The 19,827-nt window shown below is 30.8% G+C and carries 17 protein-coding genes; 11 read left to right on the forward strand and 6 right to left on the reverse strand.

What is annotated here, in order from left to right:
• Positions 1-137 precede the first annotated feature (137 nt).
• The 3 genes from rsgA (at position 138) to EYW44_RS03370 (ending at position 2,256) form a co-directional block, all read left to right on the forward strand.
• Positions 138-1,091: a ribosome small subunit-dependent GTPase A gene (gene rsgA, locus EYW44_RS03360; RefSeq protein WP_132722249.1), complete on the forward strand. Its 954-nt coding sequence runs from the start codon at positions 138-140 to the stop codon at positions 1,089-1,091.
• 4 nt (positions 1,092-1,095) lie between these two features.
• Positions 1,096-1,548 carry a D-aminoacyl-tRNA deacylase gene (gene dtd / locus EYW44_RS03365; RefSeq protein WP_132722250.1) on the forward strand — a complete coding sequence of 151 codons (453 nt, stop codon included), beginning with the start codon at positions 1,096-1,098 and terminating at the stop codon, positions 1,546-1,548.
• A gap of 63 nt (positions 1,549-1,611) precedes the next feature.
• The gene (locus tag EYW44_RS03370) at positions 1,612-2,256 is read left to right on the forward strand and encodes a YceI family protein (RefSeq protein WP_132722251.1); all 645 of its coding nucleotides are present in this window, start codon (positions 1,612-1,614) and stop codon (positions 2,254-2,256) included.
• A 98-nt stretch (positions 2,257-2,354) separates the two neighbouring features.
• Here EYW44_RS03370 and rho read toward each other — a convergent pair whose 3' ends face one another.
• On the reverse strand, positions 2,355-4,115 hold the full coding sequence (rho, locus tag EYW44_RS03375; RefSeq protein WP_132722252.1) for a transcription termination factor Rho: 1,761 nt from the start codon (positions 4,113-4,115) through the stop codon (positions 2,355-2,357).
• Positions 4,116-4,306: 191 nt separating this feature from the next.
• On the opposite strand from rho, the gene EYW44_RS03380 reads away from it, so the two are divergent.
• The 4 genes from EYW44_RS03380 to EYW44_RS03395 all read left to right on the forward strand — a co-directional run bounded on the left by EYW44_RS03380 (position 4,307) and on the right by EYW44_RS03395 (position 8,326).
• A complete protein-coding gene (locus tag EYW44_RS03380; RefSeq protein WP_132722253.1) occupies positions 4,307-4,738 on the forward strand; it encodes a DUF4293 domain-containing protein in 432 nt (143 codons plus the stop codon).
• 230 nt (positions 4,739-4,968) lie between these two features.
• Positions 4,969-5,628, forward strand: a complete 660-nt coding sequence (locus EYW44_RS03385) for a response regulator (protein WP_132722254.1) — start codon at positions 4,969-4,971, stop codon at positions 5,626-5,628.
• A 186-nt stretch (positions 5,629-5,814) separates the two neighbouring features.
• Positions 5,815-6,507: a hypothetical protein gene (locus tag EYW44_RS03390; protein ID WP_132722255.1), complete on the forward strand. Its 693-nt coding sequence runs from the start codon at positions 5,815-5,817 to the stop codon at positions 6,505-6,507.
• A 67-nt stretch (positions 6,508-6,574) separates the two neighbouring features.
• Complete coding sequence (locus EYW44_RS03395) at positions 6,575-8,326, forward strand: tetratricopeptide repeat-containing sensor histidine kinase (RefSeq protein ID WP_165872145.1); 1,752 nt, start codon at positions 6,575-6,577, stop codon at positions 8,324-8,326.
• Here EYW44_RS03395 and EYW44_RS03400 read toward each other — a convergent pair.
• From EYW44_RS03400 to EYW44_RS03420, 5 genes are all read right to left on the reverse strand, one after another.
• Positions 8,316-8,810, reverse strand: a complete 495-nt coding sequence (locus EYW44_RS03400) for a metallophosphoesterase family protein (protein WP_132722257.1) — start codon at positions 8,808-8,810, stop codon at positions 8,316-8,318. The genes EYW44_RS03395 and EYW44_RS03400 overlap by 11 nt on opposite strands.
• 22 nt (positions 8,811-8,832) lie before the next feature.
• A complete protein-coding gene (locus tag EYW44_RS03405; protein ID WP_132722258.1) occupies positions 8,833-9,666 on the reverse strand; it encodes a tetratricopeptide repeat protein in 834 nt (277 codons plus the stop codon).
• Positions 9,657-10,829 carry a hypothetical protein gene (locus tag EYW44_RS03410; RefSeq protein ID WP_132722259.1) on the reverse strand — a complete coding sequence of 391 codons (1,173 nt, stop codon included), beginning with the start codon at positions 10,827-10,829 and terminating at the stop codon, positions 9,657-9,659. The genes EYW44_RS03405 and EYW44_RS03410 overlap by 10 nt, the downstream gene beginning before the upstream one ends.
• 161 nt (positions 10,830-10,990) lie before the next feature.
• Positions 10,991-11,575, reverse strand: coding sequence for a DUF6702 family protein (locus EYW44_RS03415; protein ID WP_132722260.1), 585 nt, complete (start codon positions 11,573-11,575; stop codon positions 10,991-10,993).
• Between the two features lie 115 nt (positions 11,576-11,690).
• Positions 11,691-12,671 (reverse strand): YHYH protein, encoded by a 981-nt coding sequence (locus EYW44_RS03420; RefSeq protein ID WP_165872146.1) that lies wholly within the window; start codon positions 12,669-12,671, stop codon positions 11,691-11,693.
• A gap of 258 nt (positions 12,672-12,929) precedes the next feature.
• Here EYW44_RS03420 and truA point away from each other — a divergent pair, with 258 nt between their 5' ends.
• From truA to EYW44_RS03440, 4 genes are all read left to right on the forward strand, one after another.
• Positions 12,930-13,664, forward strand: coding sequence for a tRNA pseudouridine(38-40) synthase TruA (gene truA, locus EYW44_RS03425; protein ID WP_132722262.1), 735 nt, complete (start codon positions 12,930-12,932; stop codon positions 13,662-13,664).
• A gap of 3 nt (positions 13,665-13,667) precedes the next feature.
• The gene (locus EYW44_RS03430; RefSeq protein WP_132722263.1) at positions 13,668-15,431 is read left to right on the forward strand and encodes an ABC transporter ATP-binding protein; all 1,764 of its coding nucleotides are present in this window, start codon (positions 13,668-13,670) and stop codon (positions 15,429-15,431) included.
• Between the two features lie 209 nt (positions 15,432-15,640).
• Positions 15,641-16,090 (forward strand): hypothetical protein, encoded by a 450-nt coding sequence (locus tag EYW44_RS03435; RefSeq protein ID WP_132722264.1) that lies wholly within the window; start codon positions 15,641-15,643, stop codon positions 16,088-16,090.
• A gap of 569 nt (positions 16,091-16,659) precedes the next feature.
• Positions 16,660-19,797, forward strand: a complete 3,138-nt coding sequence (locus tag EYW44_RS03440; RefSeq protein WP_132722265.1) for a glycoside hydrolase family 9 protein — start codon at positions 16,660-16,662, stop codon at positions 19,795-19,797.
• Positions 19,798-19,827: the final 30 nt, after the last annotated feature.

A 19,827-nucleotide genomic window follows, 5' to 3' on the forward strand; every position in this document is an offset into this window, starting at 1 on the left:
AAGTTATATGTTTTGTAATTGTATGCAAACTAACCAACAAGCGTGCCAAAAAAAGTTTTATTAACATTGTTTGTAAAACTTTAATTAAGCTTCTGTATAAATCGTAAACAATCAATTTTTATTCTGATATTTGTTATATGATTGGTATAGTATATAAATCAACTGGAAGTTGGTATTGGGTAAAGACAGATGAAGGAGAACTTTATAAATGTAGAATTCAAGGAAAATTTAGAATTAAAGGAATTAAAAGTACAAATCCTATTGCAGTTGGTGATCGTGTAGAGTTTCATCTAGAAACAAAGAGTGATGAAGAAACAGGAATTATTACTACCATTTTTGATCGTAAAAACTATATTGTAAGAAAATCAGTAAATCTTTCAAAGCAAACACATATTATAGCTTCTAATATCGATATTGCTTTTTTACTAATTACCATTAACAATCCACCAACATTTACCACGTTTATCGACCGTTTTTTAGCTACGGCTGAAGCGTATTCTATAAAAGCAGTATTGGTTTTTAATAAAATAGATACTTATAGTATTGAAGAAAGAGCTGAAATTTTATACTTAAAAGATATATATGAACCAATTGGGTATACTTGTATAGAAACTTCAGCAACTACAGGGAAAAATGTAGAGGTGATTAAAGAAATGATGGTTGGTAAAACCTGTATGTTTTCTGGTCATTCTGGAGTAGGAAAAACTACATTAGTTAATTGTATAGAGCCTGAATTGAATTTGAGAACCAAAGAAATTTCTGAACAACACAAGCAAGGGCAGCACACAACTACTTTTGCAGAAATGTTTGATTTAAGTTTCGGAGCTAAAATTATTGATACCCCTGGAATTAAAGGTTTTGGAGTGGTTGATATGGACAAATATGAGTTGGGCGATTATTTTCCTGAGTTTTTTGCTTTAAAAGAGCATTGCAAGTTTAACAATTGTATTCATATAAACGAACCAAAATGTGCGGTTAAAGATGCTTTAGAAAATGAAGAAATTTCATGGTCGCGTTATAAGAGTTATTTACAAATATTAGAAGGAGAAGAAGAAAACTACAGAACAGATATTTTATCTGGAAGGCAATAAGTACATGAGAACAGTTATTCAAAGAGTTACAGAAGCTAATGTTACTATTAATAATGAAAAGGTAGCCAATATAGCAACAGGTTTATTAATATTGGTAGGTATTGAAGATGCTGATACAAATGAAGATATTACTTGGTTAACAAATAAAATAGCAAACCTTAGAATTTTTAATGATGAGGATGGAGTAATGAATAAATCATTGCTAGATATTAATGGCGAAGCAATAGTAGTAAGCCAATTTACATTACATGCTTCAACAAAAAAGGGGAGTAGACCTAGTTATATTAAAGCATCAAAACCTGATTTTGCCATTCCTATGTATGAAAAGTTTGTAAAAGAATTTGAACTTAAGCTAGATAAAAAAGTACAAACAGGTCAGTTTGGAGCCGATATGAAAGTAGCTTTATTAAATGACGGACCAGTTACTATTGTTATAGATACAAAGGACAAAAAATAGTTTTAAGAGAAAAAAATAGATATCTTTGGAATGGAAAAATAAATATCCTAAAAACTATACATAATGAAAAAACTAATTTTATCACTTGCAGTAGTATCAATGATGTTCGCTTCTTGTAAGTCAGAAAAGAAAGTAGAAGTTAAAGACGAAGTTAAGATTGAAGAGAAGGTAACAAACCCAATCAATTCTTACAATGTAAACATCGCTGAATCTGCAATTTCTTGGAAAGGTGCTCACCCAGTAGGAGAAGGACACAACGGAGATCTTAAGTTAGAGAAAGGATTATTTGACGTAGAAAACGGAATTATCAAGGCTGGAATGTTTGTAATTGATATGAACAGTATCAATTGTTTAGATTTAACTGAAGATAAAGGTAAAGCTAAATTAGAAGGACACTTAAAGGCTGCTGACTTTTTTGATGTAGCAAAGTTTCCAACAGCTAAGTTTGAAATCGCTAGTTCTGAATTAAAAGAAGGAAAGCTTTACGTTACTGGTAACTTAACACTTAAAGATGTAACTAAAAGTATTACTATTCCTGCTACTTTAACAGAAAACGGAAATGACATTACTTTTAAAAGTGAGCCATTTAACATTGATAGAACTGATTTTGGAGTACAGTATGCTTCAGGTAAGTTTTTCGAAGGTTTAAAAGATAAAGCAATCAACGATTTATTAGGATTATCTTTCGAAATCAAAGCTAGAAAATAAGACTAAAGATTTTTTAATCTTTACTAAAAATAAAAAGAGGGAATTTTAAAAATTCCCTCTTTTTTTTATGCAAGTTAAAGTTTGGTTAGTTGTTTGCCTTAACCGTTCATAGAAATTAAAAACTCTTCGTTGTTAATAGAGGTTTTAATTCTTTGCTGAATAAACTCCATTGCTTCAATAGGATTCATATCAGCTAAATATTTACGTAATACCCACATACGTTGTACCGTTTTAGGGTCTAATAATAAGTCGTCTCTACGTGTACTCGATTTAATTAAATCAATAGCAGGATAAATTCTACGGTTAGCAATATTACGCTCTAATTGAAGCTCCATATTACCAGTACCTTTAAATTCTTCAAAAATAACTTCGTCCATTTTTGATCCTGTTTCTGTAAGTGCAGTAGCAATAATAGTTAACGAACCACCATTTTCAATGTTACGTGCCGCACCAAAGAAACGCTTAGGTTTGTGTAATGCATTCGCATCAATACCACCCGATAAAATTTTACCAGAAGCAGGTGCCACAGTGTTGTAAGCACGAGCTAAACGAGTAATAGAATCTAATAAGATAACTACATCATGTCCACATTCTACTAAACGCTTTGCTTTTTCTAACACAATATTTGCAACACGTACATGCTTATCAGCAGGCTCGTCAAAAGTAGAAGCCACAACTTCACCTCTAACACTACGTTGCATGTCGGTAACTTCCTCCGGACGTTCGTCTATTAATAATACAATTTGATATACTTCTGGATGATTGGCAGCAATTGCATTTGCAACATCTTTCAATAACATGGTTTTACCCGTTTTTGGTTGTGCTACAATCATACCACGTTGTCCTTTACCAATAGGAGAGAATAAATCAATTATTCTTGTAGATAAAGAACTTCCTTTTTGTGCTAAGTTAAAACGCTCTTCAGCAAATAAAGGCGTTAAATGTTCAAAAGATACACGGTCTCTAACAATGTTAGGATTTAAACCGTTAATTTTTGAAACTCTAATTAATGGAAAATACTTTTCACCCTCTTTTGGCGGACGTACATTTCCTCTTACTGTATCACCAGTTTTTAATCCAAATAACTTAATTTGAGATTGTGATACATATATATCATCAGGAGAAGATAAATAGTTATAGTCAGAAGAACGTAAAAAACCATACCCATCAGGCATCATTTCTAGTACTCCTTCACTTTCAATAATTCCGTCAAATTCAAAATCAGGATCACGATAACGGTTACCACTTTTATGCTTTGCAGGTTGGTTTTTGTTATTGTTTTTATTATTGTTTCTATTGTTCTGCTGATTGTTGTTTCTGTTATTTTGCTGATTTCTATTATTGTTTTGATGATTTTTTTTATGGTCATCACGCTGATCAGCATTCTTTTTCCCTCTATTTTGGTTGTTATTATTATTAGAAGGTCTATTATTTTCTTGAGATCTATTCTCTTGAGATTTGTTTTCTTGCGCTCTACTATTATTCTGAGAAGAATTATTTTGTTCTTGCGGCTTTTTTTCAGCAGTTGCGTTATTAGTTGTAGCAGCAGTTTTTTCAGTAGTTTTTTCACCAGTTTTACTAATACGTCTTCTTTTAGGCTTTTCAGCTTTAGGTTCAGCAGTTTTATTTTCAGTAGCCTTTTCGGTAGATTCTTTAGTAGTAGCTGCTTTTGGCTTTGTAGCTTTAGGTGCTTCTTTTGGTTCGCTTTTTTCTGTTTTACCAGTTTCAGCTTGTGCATCTAAAATTTTATAAATAAGGTCTAGTTTTTTTAACTGACTCGTCTTCTTTAATCCAATTACTTTCGCAATTTCTTGTAATTCAACTAATTTTTTTGCTTTTAAATCCGAGATTTCGAACATTAGAATATTATTTTTAAATAAAGTGTGTGAAAAATTAAGGAAATATAACTTAAGATTTTTTAATGAATACCTTAATATTCAAATACTAAGGATTTGTGAGGTTTCCGTGAAGCAAATATATACAAATATTTTAATAACCAAAGTTTCTTTTTAAAAAAAGAAAATGTAAATTTGCCTTCCAAGAAAAAAGAATGATACAGAGAATTCAATCAATATATCTATTATTAGCAGCTGCCATTTCTGGCGGTTTAACTTTTGTATTGAGTTTATGGAGTACGGCTAAGGAAGTTGTTTTTTCGATGAACCTTTTATCATCACCTACTATAGTAGAAAAAATAATTCCTATACTTTTTTTCTTATCTGCCGCGTTATCATTAATAGGTATCTTTTTATTTAATAATAGAAAGTTACAGTTTGTGATGGGACGCCTTAATATTTTGACAAATCTTTTTTTATTAGGAGTGTTGGTATATCTTTCACTAACGTTATCTGGAGAAGCTTCGGTTTCTGAGAAAGGTATTGGGATGTTCGTGCCTGTTGTTTCAATTGTATTGCTAGTTTTAGCAAACAAAGCCATTAAAAAGGACGAAGATCTTGTAAAATCTGTGGACAGATTACGATAAACCTTACATCTTAGTATATTTAGTGCGATAAAAACCGAGAAGATTTCTCGGTTTTTTTATTTGAAATAAAAAACTGGTAATCAACGTTTTATAAAAGTCATCTAAGGGAATACCCTTAGAGCCTTTCTAAGGGTTTTCCCTTAGATGTTCAGGGTAAACCCTTAGGCTGTTTTCAGGGTGTTTGTGATTTGGCAGAAACGAAGTAACCTTATAAATTTGTACATGTAATAATGATAAAAGAAATCAAAGTTCATATAGCTGATGACCACAAGATATTAATCGACGGAATTTCAGCACTAATAAATACAGAAGAGAGAATCAAGTTCGTAGGCTACTCATTAACTGGTAAAGAAGTTGTTAAGTGGTTTAAAGAGAACAGGGCAGATGTTTTAATTCTCGATATTAATATGCCAGAGTTAGATGGTATAGGTGTTTTAAAAACATTTAAAAATAGAAATGTTAAACAAAAAACAATTATACTTTCTGGTTTAAGCGATCCAAAAATAGTTCAAGAAATGGTGGCTCTAGGAGCAGACGGTTTTATAGAAAAGGGTGAAGCAAGTGAGCATATTATCGAAGCGATTAAGGCAGTGCATCGAGGAGAAAAGTATTATAGTGAAGATATAAAAAGCAGTTTGTTTGATTTATACATAAATGAATCTAAAACTGAAGAAGCGATTAAAAGTAGTGCGAATAGTGAGCCTTTGACTGAAAGAGAGATAGAGGTACTAAAACTAATTACCCAAGAGTTAAGTACTTCTCAAATAGGAGAAAAGTTGGGTTTAACAAGTAAAACAATAGAAACACACAGAAGAAATTTATATAAGAAATTAAAAGTAAAAAATGTAGTAGGTTTGGCAATTTACGCCGTTAAGAACAATATAGTCTAATCAACCTCCCTTCAATTTTAATATAGAGGTTCCCCGTCCTTATATATGTTCCCCCCCCCTCAAGAGCTATATTACCAGTAAAACCTGTCAAGCCCTACATTTTTTTAATAAAATATCATAAATTTAATTCCCCCGGTAAATGCTTCATTATATTTAATGAATTTTTACACTTTAATTTACAGCATTATGATAAAAAAATATATATTCCCCCTAACATTATTAGTGTCTACTTTAATATCATGTTCTAACGAAGAAAGCACAACAACTAATCCTGAAAACGAAAACTTATTTAAATCTTATAAAATTAGTAGAGATGCTCAAGGTAAATACTCTATTGATTATAACGTAGCAGAAGGTGCTTATTCAGAAACTAATAAAGATATTTCTAACAATACTAATGGAGTATATGTTTTTGAAGGAAATGCAACAGCTTCAAAAAAAGCATCTAACAATCTTGAATTAGAAAACAATAAGATTAACATAGAGGTTTTTGAAAATAACCAACAAAGAAGAAGCATTACAGTTGAAGATGAGATGATTGTAATGAATAAAAATTCAGAAAATTCTGCTTTTTTAACTGAATATAGCCTTGAAAACTTAAATGAAGATGAATACATTTTAGATTTTAAAGTTAAAGAAGGTATTAATGTTGTTTTTGATTACAACGACGAAGAAAACATTTACGAGGTACATTTAAAAGAAGGTTTATCAACAGGTACAACTTTTACTAAAGTTTATAAGAGAATAGCTGGCTTACCTTTAAAAATAGATTTTGTAAACTATATCAAGTATGAATCACAATCTAAGTCATTAAATCAAGAAGTTAGTTATAGACTTCATAGCAGACCTAGAATAGGTGATGTAAGCTATGTTTATTAAGCAAATAAAGAAATGCGTGAACAATATTAAAAATTATATAGTTTCCCTTGTTTTTATATTTTTATGTTTGAAAGCTAGAGCTGAGTTTAATTACTCGGCTTTAGCTGTTTTCTATGAAGAGCAACAAAATGATTCTCCTTCGACAGCTTATGAAAAAGCAGTTATTCTTTTTAAAGGAGATAAATATGCAAGAGCTTTAAAGAAGATTTTACCTTATTCAGAAATAGATATTTCAGATAAAGCATTAAAAATAAAAATTAATTTATTGATTGCTAGGATATTATTGGAGGAGCAAAATAAGGTTATTGATTTTGAAGATATTATTAAAAAGAATGATTTCATATTTCCTCATAAATATTTAAATAGAGCTAAAGTTTTACTGGCTTCTATAAAAAGAACTGAATTTGGGAGTCATAATGAAACAGATTTACTAACAGCAGAGACTTTTTTTACATTATCTAGAAGTTTTAAGTTTTTAAAGCAAATCGATAGTGCTGAATATTATTACAATAAAATCATAGATATAGATAATATCACTGATGCAATTAATAATTTTAAAGGAAAAGCTTATTCAAATTTAGGAAGTATCTATATAAGAAAAGATAGTTTAGATAAAGGTGAATTTTACACAAATAAAGCGATTGAACTACATACTTCATTAAGAAATAATTTAGATTTATCTATCCAGTATTCCAATTTAGGGTCTATTTACATGGAAAGAAATGAGTATAAAAACGCTAAAGATTTTTACAATAAAGGGTTGAGTTTTCTTAAGAAGGATAGTTCGTTAAAAGCTAAGAGAAATAAAGAGTTATTATATGATAATTTAGCTTGGGCATTATATAATTTAGAAGATTTTACTGCTTATGATTATTTATATAAGTCTTATGAGATTAGAGATAATCTAAAAGAAGAAGCTCTTACACAGGAGTTAGCTCAAATTAAAGCTGAAAATGATGTAGAAAAAATCCAAAGAGCAGAAAGAGATAAACGAGAAACATTAGAACGTAAAACATGGATTATAGGAGGAATAGGAGTCGCAGTGTCTTTACTACTATTATTTTTGGCTAACTTATTCAAACTACGTCAGCGCAGTTTAAGTTTGCAGTTATCTCAAAATGAGTTGCAACAACAACGTAAATTAGAGCGTTTAAAATCGCAAACACAGGTTAAAATATTAAATGCTACCATTGATGGTAAAGAAACAGAACGAAAAGAAATTGCAGAAATTTTACACGATAATGTAAGCGCTTTGTTATCATCGGCTAGTTTACATTTACAAGCAAGTCAAAAGCAATATGATGGCAGTGCGCCTATGGAGTTGGAAAAAACAAGACAAATAATTGCAGAGGCTTCTCAAAAAATTAGAGACTTATCGCACAATTTAATATCCTCTGTTTTATTAAAGTTTGGTTTAGAATATGCGGTAAAAGATTTAGCAAAAAAGTTTTCTAATTCAAGCATTAAAATTTATACCGTAGTAGATAATTTACATCGATATTCAGAAGCTTACGAATTAAAAATTTTCAATATTATTCAAGAGTTGTTAAATAATGTATTAAAGCACAGTAATGCTAGTAATGCATATATTATGATGGAAGAAGAAGACGGAAAATTAAATATTATAGTAAAAGATGATGGTGACGGATTTGAAACTAAAAATAAATTAGAAACTCAAAAAGGTATTGGTTTAAACCATATTAAAGCACGTATTCATATTATGAAAGGTTATTTTGTAATAGAAAGTGAAATAGGCAAAGGAACCAAAGCCACGATGAATATTCCTATTGTAGAAAAAACAAAAATGGTTATCGCTTAGCCAATTCAATTACCTCCATATTTCCAACATTCCCTTTATCAATTTCAAAACGTACCATGGTGCGTACTTTATGAAATCCGTGCTTACCTGCTGCACCCGGATTTATATGTAAAAGATTCAAACTTTTATCAAACTGTATTTTTAAAATATGCGAATGACCACAAATAAATAATTTTGGTTTGTGTTTTTTAAGTTCGTTATACACACGAGGTTTGTATTTGTTAGGATAACCACCAATATGAGTCATCCAAACAGTAACGCCTTCAACTTCAAAATATTCATCTAACAAAAACTCAATTCTAGCTTCTGTATCATCAATATTTCCGTAAACAGCACGTAAAGGTTTTAATTTTTTAATGGTATCAGTCACCTTTAAATCACCAATATCACCAGCATGCCAAACTTCATCGGCTTGCTTTACAAATTTTAAAATTTGATCGTCAATATAACTATGCGTATCAGATAAAAGTAGAATTTTTTTCACCTTGCAAAAATATTCAAAAAAACTATAAACTATCTAAAGCATTTTTTATCATGTACGGAAAAACTTCATCAAAACGTTCAATGTACGGTTCTTGAAGTTTGTAATCTTGAATTTTTTGTGCTCTTAATAAGTATTCTTTAGCCTTTTTTAAATTACCCATTGCTTTATAGATAAGCCCTAATTGATAATCGGTTTCAGGAAATAAGTCACTTGAAGCTTTTGAAGCTTTAATGAAATTCTCTATGGCTTTGTCGTAATCTTTTTTCTCAGTATAACATCTTCCAATATAAAAGAAGATTAAGTGGTTTCCTTCTGGTTTTAAGTTTAATTTTTCTTCCTCTTCATTAACTCTTTTAAAAGTTTGAATAGCTTCATCAAATTTACCTAACTTATATAATGCTTGTCCTTTTATAAGACCACAAGGTTCTCCCCAACAAGGATTGTAAGGTTCTTTGGTTATCTTTTCTACAAGCTCAACATCTTTAATAGTTTTTATATAATCTCTGTAAAAATATAGTAAAGACCAGGCTCTGTATTGCAATGCATCTGGTTTATTGTTTTTTAAATCAATATTCACAGCTTTGTTCAATATTTCCATAGCTTTAATATGATCACCTACTTTTTTATAAGAATATGACAACCTTTGAATATAGTTAACTTTAGCTGGTGTGTACATTATAGCTGAGTCTTTATAAGTTCTATGAATATCTGAAGGTTGATAAAAATAAGTTGAATATTTATCTAATTTTTTAGCGATAGAATCTTTCTCTTCTTTAGTTAAATTTATAGAAGTGTTTGTTTGTTTACAATTCGTTAACAATATTGTAAGTAATAGGAAGCAGTATTTTACGGACATAAATCTGTAATTTTATTGTTTTCAATCTTAAACATTAAGAAAGCGTGAACATCTTTATAACTTTTGTTTATAGAATCTTCTGTATTAGGCCAATCTTTTAATGTAGTTATTTTATGTATAATGTGTTTAATTAAATCAACAGAAAAAGTTGTTTTTTGATAATCAGTATCCATTTGAATTAAACCGAGGTTACCAATTTCTTTTTTGCAATTAATATTAAAGTGAACAATAACATATCCGTCAGGTTCATTTGTGATTTCAGGAATATCTTTAACTACATAATTTAATATAAATTCATTTCCTTTATTGTATGTAATACTCTCGTGATAGTATTGTCCTTGAAAACCATCAAAGCAGTTTTCAAAATATGTACTTCTAGAAATTAAATCAGAAAAATCAGTATCATTTTTAGTAGTAGCTGATAATTTTATAGTTTTACCTTTATACTTAGCTGATGAAAAATCACGTAATGTAATTTCTGAATTAGTAACAGCAGTAACTTGAAAAATAGGTTGAGGATTCTTATCAGTTTTAATAAAAGATAAGAATATACGATTATCAATTTTGCTTAATTTATATACATACTCTCTGTGTTGCGAAGTTATTTTTTCATTATTGAAATAATAATTAGTTAATTCAATCGCTTTTTCATTTTCAAAAAGAAGATATTTCTCTATATCTAGGTCCTCATTAGGATTGTAATTTTCATCTGCTTTAAAAGTATATTTCCAAACTTTTGTTTTTAATAGTTTTTCTACCTTACTAAGGTTTAAAGTTTGTTTAGTTTTTTCGGTCTTAAAAAAATAAGCGCAAAAGTTATAAACAGCTGGAGATTTTTCTTCATTTCTAAATCTCGGGAAATTGATAGTATCAGAAAGATCAAAAACTTCTAAGTAATCACTTTTTTTTGAATTAATTAAATAAGCTTTATTGTGGATTTTTAAGGTGTCTTTTTTAGTAATTGAATCTAGTTTTTTTGCGTCTAACAATTTTCCCTTTGTGTTATAAAGCATAACACTATCGTTACTCTTTTTTATAATGTATGGATAAGGAATTACTTCATCAAGAACTCTGTAGCCACCAACATAAATATCAGAAGTGTTTTTAACGGTACATCGAATAAATATGATGATTATAAAAATATACCATAAGGTCTTTTGCATATTTTACAATTTATCAATTTGGTTAATTAAATAAGAAATATGCTGAGATGGTATTTTCAGATGAACTGCATTGAAACATAAATATCATAACAATCATATCTTCTTTTCTTTTACAAAGAAAGAAAAAAGAATTATTGTAGGATAATTTTTAGTCTTTTTTATTAAGAACGATTACCTAAATTAAAAAAACGAAAATAAATAGCAGAAGAAGTAAAAACGATAAAAACAATAGCCAATACAATAGATTTTGTATTTAGGTTTTTAGAAGAACAAAGCTGAATATTTTTCTTAGCAGTGCTTGTTTCAAAACAAAACCAAGTATCATTTAATTTAATTTGGTTTTTGTTGTGTTGTGATTGGTTGGTTTCAAATAAAAAAGTATTTTCAATTCTGCCAATATCATCCAATTCAAAAAAGAAATTAAAATAAGCTCCGTGTATATGTTTATCACCAACAGGAGCTGTTGCTACACTTTTTAAAGGAATTTTCTCGTTTGCTGTAGACCACAATATAAAATGAGTAGCTACATAGTTTTTTAAAACTCGATTAAAATTTTCTCTACTCTTGTCTTCTTTTAAAGAAGCATCATACGTTTCCAAAGCATCTTTTAAAGTCCAAGGCAAGTCAACAGTAACTTTAATTTGATCACTTAATGTTTCAATTTTAAAGTTTACTTTGCTTACATCATGTGCAAAACTCTGAAAAAGAGTGCAAAAGAAAAAGATAACAAAAAACGTTTTTTTCATAATAGAGAACTGTTTAATAAAAAATGTAATCAAGAGAAATCTATCGTATTTTAAAGCTGCAATAATACATAAAAAAATATGGTATTATCGCACCTTTAAATATAGTAAAAAAAAATTATCCTCCAATTCTAAAGTCCTGAGAAGGAGTACCTTTAAAATATCTTGGTATACTCGGAAACTCATCAGTAACAACATAATAGTAAGTTCCGCTTGGATATTCTGGCGTAACTCCTGTTCTTCCGTTAGCTTCATCTAAGGTTCCTAAGCCTTGCACATATTCGTAATCGTTAGTGTATACACCGGTGTAAGCTCCACAAGGTTCTGACTCACCATCACCAGGGCGATCACCCGTTTTTAAACGATAACTAGAAGTCATAATTGCTGTACCAGAACTAGCATTATTAGCATCTGTATAAGCATATTTATAGTAAATAGGAAAACCATCGGCAGCATAACCAATCAAAGTCATGGTAGTTGCATCAATATTTAAACTTTCTAAGTATAAAGTAGGCGAACCATGATGATGGTATTGACCGGTACTTTGTACGTGTGCATTGCTACAATCCAATCCTAAATTCGTATTTAAAGCTTCTAAATTCCAATTCCAGTTAGCATTTGGATCAGCTCCTTTTAAATCAGAATGTGGCCATGGTTCCGCAGCCACCGGATCTAATTCAATACCGTTTAATAAAACGCCAAAAGAATAAGCAATACCACCACTATCTCTTAACAACGAAGTAAAATTGGTATTGGTAGCAGGAGTAAGATCAATATTATAGGTAATATCTAACGGTGCAATAGCATGCGGATTTAAACTTCCTTGTCCTGCGCCAAACTTTCCAACTTTATGTGCAGGAATGTTATTAGTTTTAATAGTTCTAATATCATTGGCACTAGACATAGTGAACAAAGGATTAAAACTCAATGTTTCATTACAGTCCCCACGAGAGGTATCAACATTAATTATTTTAGTACAAGGTGTAGTAGTAGCATCACCATCATCAGTATTATCACTAACAATGGTATTGGTATTGTCGCTTCCGCAAGCAGTTAATAAAAATGAGATGCTCATTAAAGTGGGGATAAAGTATTTCATAATCGTATGTTTGTTTAGCATTTAAAATTAATCTATCAATTCATCATTTTGACATTCAATACGATGAAAGGTTTAATTGCATCGACAAAAAGAAACAGTTATCTTAATTTTTAAAAGAGGTTTTTAGGATACTAAAAAGGGTTGTAAAACTGATAAATACGTAAAAGTTTAACAGAAAATTTGCTTTTGTTTTAAAAAGCGATCAATTAAAAAAACAAATAAAATGCGTAGTTTAGCTGTTTAAAAAAACAGAACTTCTTGAGGTATTTTATAGAACTTTCATATAACGGAAAAAACTACTTCGGGTGGCAGGTGCAGCCAGATGTAATTACTGTTCAAGAAAAAATAAATAAAGGACTTAGTACTATTTTAAGATCAGAAATAAACATTGTTGGAGCTGGTAGAACTGATACAGGTGTACACGCTTCTCAAATGTATGCGCATTTTGATGTAGATGCCGATTTAGATGAAAATTTCACCTATAAGTTAAATGCAATTCTACCCAACGATATTGTAATTTACAAAACAATAAAAGTTGAAGACGAAGCGCATGCACGTTTTGATGCCACAAAAAGAAGTTATGAATATAAAATTTGGTTAGGTAGAAATCCGTTTTTATTAGATACTACTTGGCAATTAAATTATAAAAATATTAATGTAGAAGCTATGAATACAGCAGCGGCTATGTTATACGAATACGAAGATTTTGAATGTTTTTCAAAAGTAAAAACAGATGTGTTTACCTATAACTGTACCGTAACTAATGCAGTATGGAAATTAAAAGGTAACGAGTTAACTTTTTATATTACAGCCAATAGATTTTTACGAAATATGGTGCGTGCCATTGTAGGAACGTTATTAGATGTAGGATTAGGAAAAATTACAATTGATGATTTTAGAGCTGTGATAGAAAGTAAAAACAGAAGCAAAGCAGGAGTTTCGGTTCCGGCAAAAGGATTATTTTTAACTGAAGTAGCATACGATTATATATAAATTTTGAGTACAAATACAGGAAACGCTTTCGATATTAAAATTTTTGCCCGTTTAATGGGATACGCAAAAAAGTATCGCTTACAATTTTGGGTAGCTAGTATTGCTACCATTTTGTTAGCAATTTTTGCAGCTGCAAGTCCGGTTGTTTTGTTTAAAGCAATTGATGATTTTACAGCTACTAAAGATTTAAATAGATTACTAAACTTTACCATTTTAATGTCGGTAATTTTATTAGTACAAGTATTACTTCAGTTTACATTTATTTATTACGCAAACTGGGTAGGGCAACATATTATTAAAGATATTCGTACCAGTATTTTCACCAAAATATTACAGTTTAAAATGGCGTATTTTGATAATACATCTGTAGGTAAGTTGGTAACTCGTGTAGTATCAGATATTGAAACTATTGCAAACTTTTTCTCACAAGGTGTTTTTATGATTGTGAGTGATGTATTAAAAATGCTAGTAGTTGTAGTGGTAATGGTTGTTATTAATTGGAAACTAGCAATTATAGCACTTGCTGTATTACCTATTTTAATATACGCTACAAAATTATTTCAAATAGCTATTAAAAAAACATTTCAAGAAGTAAGAAATCAGGTAGCAAACTTAAATGGTTTTGTACAAGAGCGAGTTACCGGAATGAAAATAGTACAACTATTTAATAGAGAAAAAATAGAATACGAAAACTTTAAAAGTATCAATGAAAAGCATAAAAATGCTCATGTAAAAACGGTATGGTATTATTCCATCTTTTTTCCAATTGCTGAAATTTTATCGTCAATAGCTATCGGTTTAATTGTATGGTACGGTGGTTTACAAGTAATAGGAAACAAAGCCATTACCGTAGGTGCTATTATTAGTTTTGTACAAATGGCACAAATGCTGTTTAGACCATTACGTCAAATAGCAGATAAATTTAACCAATTACAAATGGGAATTGTTTCTGGTGAGCGCGTATTTAATGTAATAGATACAGAAAGTGCCATTGATAAATCAGGAACTACCTTAGCTCAAAATTTACAAGGAAATATTCAGTTTACTGATGTTCGATTTAGCTATATTGAAGGAGAGGAAGTGCTTAAAGGAATTTCTTTTAATGTAGAAAAAGGAGAAACAGTAGCCATTGTAGGAGCTACGGGAGCTGGTAAATCAACAATTATCAATTTAATAAGTAGATTTTATGAAATTGATAGTGGTGCTATAAAAGTTGACGGATTAGCAGTTCAAAATTATGATATCGACTCATTAAGAGACCAAGTTGCGGTAGTGTTACAAGATGTTTTCTTATTTTCTGATACTATTTTAAACAATATTACTTTAAAGAATGATCAAATTTCTTTTGAAAAAGTAGTAGAAGCAGCCAAACAAATAGGTATTCACGATTTTATTGAAACCTTACCTAACGGTTATCATTATAATGTAAAGGAAAGGGGAGCAATGCTATCTTCTGGACAAAGACAGTTGATTGCATTTTTAAGAGCTTATGTAAGCGAACCAAGTATTTTAATTTTAGATGAAGCTACTTCTTCTGTAGATACAGAATCTGAACAAATGATTCAATATGCTACAGATAAAATAACCAATGGAAGAACCTCTATTGTTATTGCCCATCGATTGGCTACCATAAAAAAAGCAGATAAAATTATTGTAATGGACAAAGGTGTAATTGTAGAGCAGGGAAGCCATAAAGACCTTTTAAATAAAAATGAAGGTTTTTATAAAAAGCTGTACGATAAACAGTTTAGTGCTGCAGTAGAATAAAACCATTACTTCAAGGGTAAAGTTTAAGCAGGGTACTTAATATAATAACAATACAAATTAATTGTCAAAAATGAACAATCATAAAATATTCAATAAGGTTGTTCGTTCTTTTGTTGTAATAAACATTAAAGAAGTAGTAGTAAAACTTGTGTACTTCTGTTAAAATGTTACATTTGTTATTCAATCTTAAACTAAAAATCATTAAGACCATGAAAAAAGTAATTTTATCTGTATTAGTTGTTGGTTCTTTATTAGCAACGTCTTGTAAGCAAGCTAAAGAAGCAAAAGAAGAAGTAGAAGAAACTACAACTGAGGTTGTTGAAAAAACTGAAGAGGCGGCAGCTAAAGTAGTAGAAGAAGCTAAAGAAGCAGTTACAGAAACTACTGGAGCAGTAGCATCAGCTATCGAAGGTGTTACAATTCCTGAATTTGACGATCCTAAAATTGGAGAGTACTTAAAGTCTTACGCTGAGTATGCAAAAGCATATATCGACGGAGGTAAAGATGTTGTAAAGAATGCTGATTTAGCTGCTAAAGGAGTAGAGTTAGCTAAAAAAGGTCAAGAGTTACAAGGATTAATTAAAGATGCAGAAACTGCAAAGAAATTCTCTGAAACTATGACTGCAATTGCTTCTAAAATGGCACCAGCTGCTAAATAATAAGCAAAACATATTCATAAAGATATAAGCTGTTCAATTTGAACAGCTTTTTTTTGGTATTAATTTTTTTCAATACCTCAAATTATTACTATGAAAAAAAAAGAGTCACGAAATTATATACCTTACAATTCCAAGCAGATGGTTAACCAATTTTCGGTCGTTTTTTATACAAAAAATACTTTCTTCTAAACATTTTTTTCAATGTTGTAATGAAGTCTTTGCTAGTTAGTTTTTTATGGTTAATTTTATAGTGAGCCAAATAAATTAAAGTAAAATTATTAACTAAAATAAAGATTAATCAAGTAAACAATTTAACCCCTTAAATTAAAATCAATATAACTTTACACTAAAAGATGTTCAAAAAATATCTTAGTAAAATTGTATTTTAAAAATTATAATCCTCTAGAATAATTTTAACCAAAGCATCCCCCCGACCACGGTATCTTCATTAAAATTTTACAATTCTAGTATTTGTATTGGTTATTCCATTATTGGTAGCAAAAAAAATAAATCGCTAGCCAACCAGGATAACTCATTTTAAAAAGTAACAAACTAAATCTTTTAATACTATGAAACTACAACAGTTTTGTGTGGGAATATTTCTCGCATTAACAATGCATGTATTTGCTCAACACAATTATGGCGAAGCATTGCAAAAATCACTTCTTTTTTATGAAACACAACAGTCTGGTGTACTCCCCGATTGGAATCGTATTAGTTGGCGTGGAGACTCTGGAATTAACGACGGAAAAGACGTTGGACTCGATTTAACTGGTGGATGGCATGATGCCGGAGACCATATCAAGTTTGGTTTCCCTATGGCATTTTCAGTAACTGCCTTAAACTGGGGATACTTAGAATATAAAGACGGTTATGATAATACCAATCAAACTGAAATTTTTAAGCGTAATATTAAATGGGTAACAGACTATTTTATCAAATGTCATCCTAGTCCAAATGAATTTTACGTACAAATTTCAGAAAAAGGGCAAGATCATAATTTTTGGATGCCAGCAGAGATGGTAGATGTGCACCCAATGTACGGTGAAAGAAAAGCACACAAATTAACTCCATCTAATCCAGGTACAGAAGTTTCTTGTGAAACTGCTGCAGCATTAGCGTCTGCAAGTATGGTTTTTAAAGATAGCGATCCTGCTTACAGTGCTACTTTATTAAGACATGCAGAAGAGTTATTCGAATTTGGAGACAAAAACAGAGGATCTTATCATACGGATGGAGGAACACCTGTAGGACCAACATATCCTGCTGGACCTTACGAAGATGAAGTTGTTTGGGGAGCGTTATGGTTGTACCAAGCAACAGGAGATCAAAAATATTTAGACAAAGCTGAAGCAGAATATGCGCAGCCAGATTTTTTATGGAGTTTAGTATGGGATGATAAAACATATGGAAACATGGTTTTATTAGCAATCTTAACTGGTAAAGATCAGTATATAGCAGATTCTGAGCGTCATTTAGATTTTTGGCAGCCAGGTGGAGGAATCGATTATTCTCCAGGAGGTCAAGCGCACTTATTCCAATGGGGATCATTACGTCATTCTATGAATGCAGCTTTAACAGCATTAATTTATAGCGATAATGTAGCTACCTCTAAAAAGCAACAATATCATGATTTTGCTGTAAATCAAGTAAAATATGCTTTAGGAGATAATCCATTAAACAGAAGTTTTGTAACGGGTTATGGAAACAATCCTCCAACAAAAATTCACCACAGAGGTCAACACAGTAGTTGGAGACGTAGTGAATCAATTCCTGCAGAATCTAGACATACTTTATGGGGAGCTTTAATAGGTGGTCCAAACTCAGCAGATGATGGGTATGATGAAGATCGTTCTGATTTCCAAGAAAACGAAGTAGCAACAGATTATAATGCTTGTTATCAAGGAGTTTTAGCAAGAATGGTAATGGAATTTGGAGGAACACCTCTAGCAAATTTCCCACAACCAGAAGCTCCTGGAGCAGAATTTATGAATGAAGTAAAAATTAATAGTACTTCTTCTAAGTTTACAGAAGTTGCAATTTGGTTAAATAACAGATCAGCTTGGCCAGCAAGAGTTCCTAATACATTAACGGCTCGTTATTTTATAGATATTTCTGAAGGTATTGCAGCTGGTTTATCACCAAGTGATTATCAAATTACAGCTCGTGGAGCAGGAAGTGCTGTTTCACAATTACAAGCATGGGATGCTTCAACAAACATTTATTATGTAGAGGTTGAGGTAGATCAAGATCAAATGCCTTTCCCAGGAGGTCAAGGAGAATATAGAAGCGAAATTCAAATGAGAGTAGGAATTCCTAACACAGCAGATGAAAGTGCTTGGGATGCTTCAAATGATTTTTCAAGAACAGGGATTACTAATTCTTTGAAAATAGTAGATAATGTACCTATTTATGCCGATGGTGTATTGGTAGGAGGTAAAGAACCAAACGGTGGAGATACTCCTACAGCTTCATTTACAGCAACACCAACTTCAGGAATAGCTCCTTTTGAAGTAACATTTGATGCTTCAGCTTCTTCAGATCCAAATGGAGATGCATTAACATACAGTTGGGATTTTGGAAATGGTACTACGTCAACATTAAAAAAGCCAACAGCAACTTATACAGCGATTGGTTCATATACAGTAACATTAACTGTTAGTGATGGTACCAATACATCATCACCAGCAACAAAAGCAATTACAGTAACAGATGGTAGTCCTATAGCAGCTTTCACTACCGATGTTGAAAGTGGTGTAGCTCCTTTAGCAGTTAACTTTGATGCATCATCTTCAGTAAATCCAAAAGGAGGTGCTTTAACATATGAGTGGAGTTTTGGAAACGGAGAAACAGCAACTGGTGCAACAGCATCAACTACTTATAACGATCCGAATTCATATGTAGTAACTTTAACAGTTACCAATGCAGATGGAGAGTCAGATTCAGTTACTAAAACAATTACAGCTACAGATGGAAACATTTCTTGTGGTTTTGGAGCACCAATTAGTACTCCTTTAGCTTCTATCAGTAAGCAATTTAATAACATTTTTGTATTAGGAAATGGAGGTCCAAACTTAGATAACGTAAGTAATTTTACGATTAACTGGGATTTAGCAAACAATGGTTTATACCAGTTTTCAATGTTAACAAATAATGGAGTGCCTTCTTGGTGGAATGATTTGAAACCAAAAGTAACGCAAAACTTTAATTCATCAGAGCCAGCAGTTACTATTGCTAATTCAGGTTTTCCAAATTTAGATGGTTCATACTGGGCTACTATTAACGATGGAAACTTTGTACTTGTATCGCAAACAGGTGGGTTTACTATTTATTTCAGTGCAAGTAGTCAAGAGCCAAATTGTAATGCAAGTATTGCTAGTAAAAGCATTAATGCTTTAGGTACTTCTAAAGTAATTACAACACAAGCTAAACAATCAGCATTCAAAGTTGGAGTGTATCCAAATCCAGCATCAAACTTAGTTACAGTAACTATCAATAATGGTAATTCATTAAAGCAGTTACAATCGGTAAATCAAACAATACTTCGATTAATTGATGTAACTGGTCAAGTGGTAAAAACAAAAGAAGTTACAGGAACTTTAAGAACACAAATATCTGTAGATGCTTTAGCTAAAGGGTTGTATATACTAGAGGTAAAAGATACTTCAAGTGGAGTAATTACTAACAAAAAACTAATTGTAAAATAGTTTTAGAATAAAATAAAATTAGTGTAAAAC

The organism is Tenacibaculum sp. M341, from assembly GCF_004337695.1.
Classification (GTDB): Bacteria; Bacteroidota; Bacteroidia; order Flavobacteriales; family Flavobacteriaceae; genus Polaribacter.

Excerpts from the sequence above, each read along its gene's own strand:
- rsgA (WP_132722249.1), top strand. The coding sequence starts at position 138 with ATGATTGGTATAGTATATAAATCAACTGGAAGTTGGTATTGGGTAAAG.
- EYW44_RS03380 (WP_132722253.1), top strand. The coding sequence starts at position 4,307 with ATGATACAGAGAATTCAATCAATATATCTATTATTAGCAGCTGCCATT.
- EYW44_RS03420 (WP_165872146.1), bottom strand. The coding sequence starts at position 12,671 with ATGAAATACTTTATCCCCACTTTAATGAGCATCTCATTTTTATTAACT.
- EYW44_RS03405 (WP_132722258.1), bottom strand. The coding sequence starts at position 9,666 with ATGTCCGTAAAATACTGCTTCCTATTACTTACAATATTGTTAACGAAT.
- EYW44_RS03390 (WP_132722255.1), top strand. The coding sequence starts at position 5,815 with ATGATAAAAAAATATATATTCCCCCTAACATTATTAGTGTCTACTTTA.
- EYW44_RS03440 (WP_132722265.1), top strand. The coding sequence starts at position 16,660 with ATGAAACTACAACAGTTTTGTGTGGGAATATTTCTCGCATTAACAATG.
- EYW44_RS03435 (WP_132722264.1), top strand. The coding sequence starts at position 15,641 with ATGAAAAAAGTAATTTTATCTGTATTAGTTGTTGGTTCTTTATTAGCA.
- EYW44_RS03385 (WP_132722254.1), top strand. The coding sequence starts at position 4,969 with ATGATAAAAGAAATCAAAGTTCATATAGCTGATGACCACAAGATATTA.
- dtd (WP_132722250.1), top strand. The coding sequence starts at position 1,096 with ATGAGAACAGTTATTCAAAGAGTTACAGAAGCTAATGTTACTATTAAT.
- EYW44_RS03370 (WP_132722251.1), top strand. The coding sequence starts at position 1,612 with ATGAAAAAACTAATTTTATCACTTGCAGTAGTATCAATGATGTTCGCT.
- EYW44_RS03410 (WP_132722259.1), bottom strand. The coding sequence starts at position 10,829 with ATGCAAAAGACCTTATGGTATATTTTTATAATCATCATATTTATTCGA.
- rho (WP_132722252.1), bottom strand. The coding sequence starts at position 4,115 with ATGTTCGAAATCTCGGATTTAAAAGCAAAAAAATTAGTTGAATTACAA.
- EYW44_RS03415 (WP_132722260.1), bottom strand. The coding sequence starts at position 11,575 with ATGAAAAAAACGTTTTTTGTTATCTTTTTCTTTTGCACTCTTTTTCAG.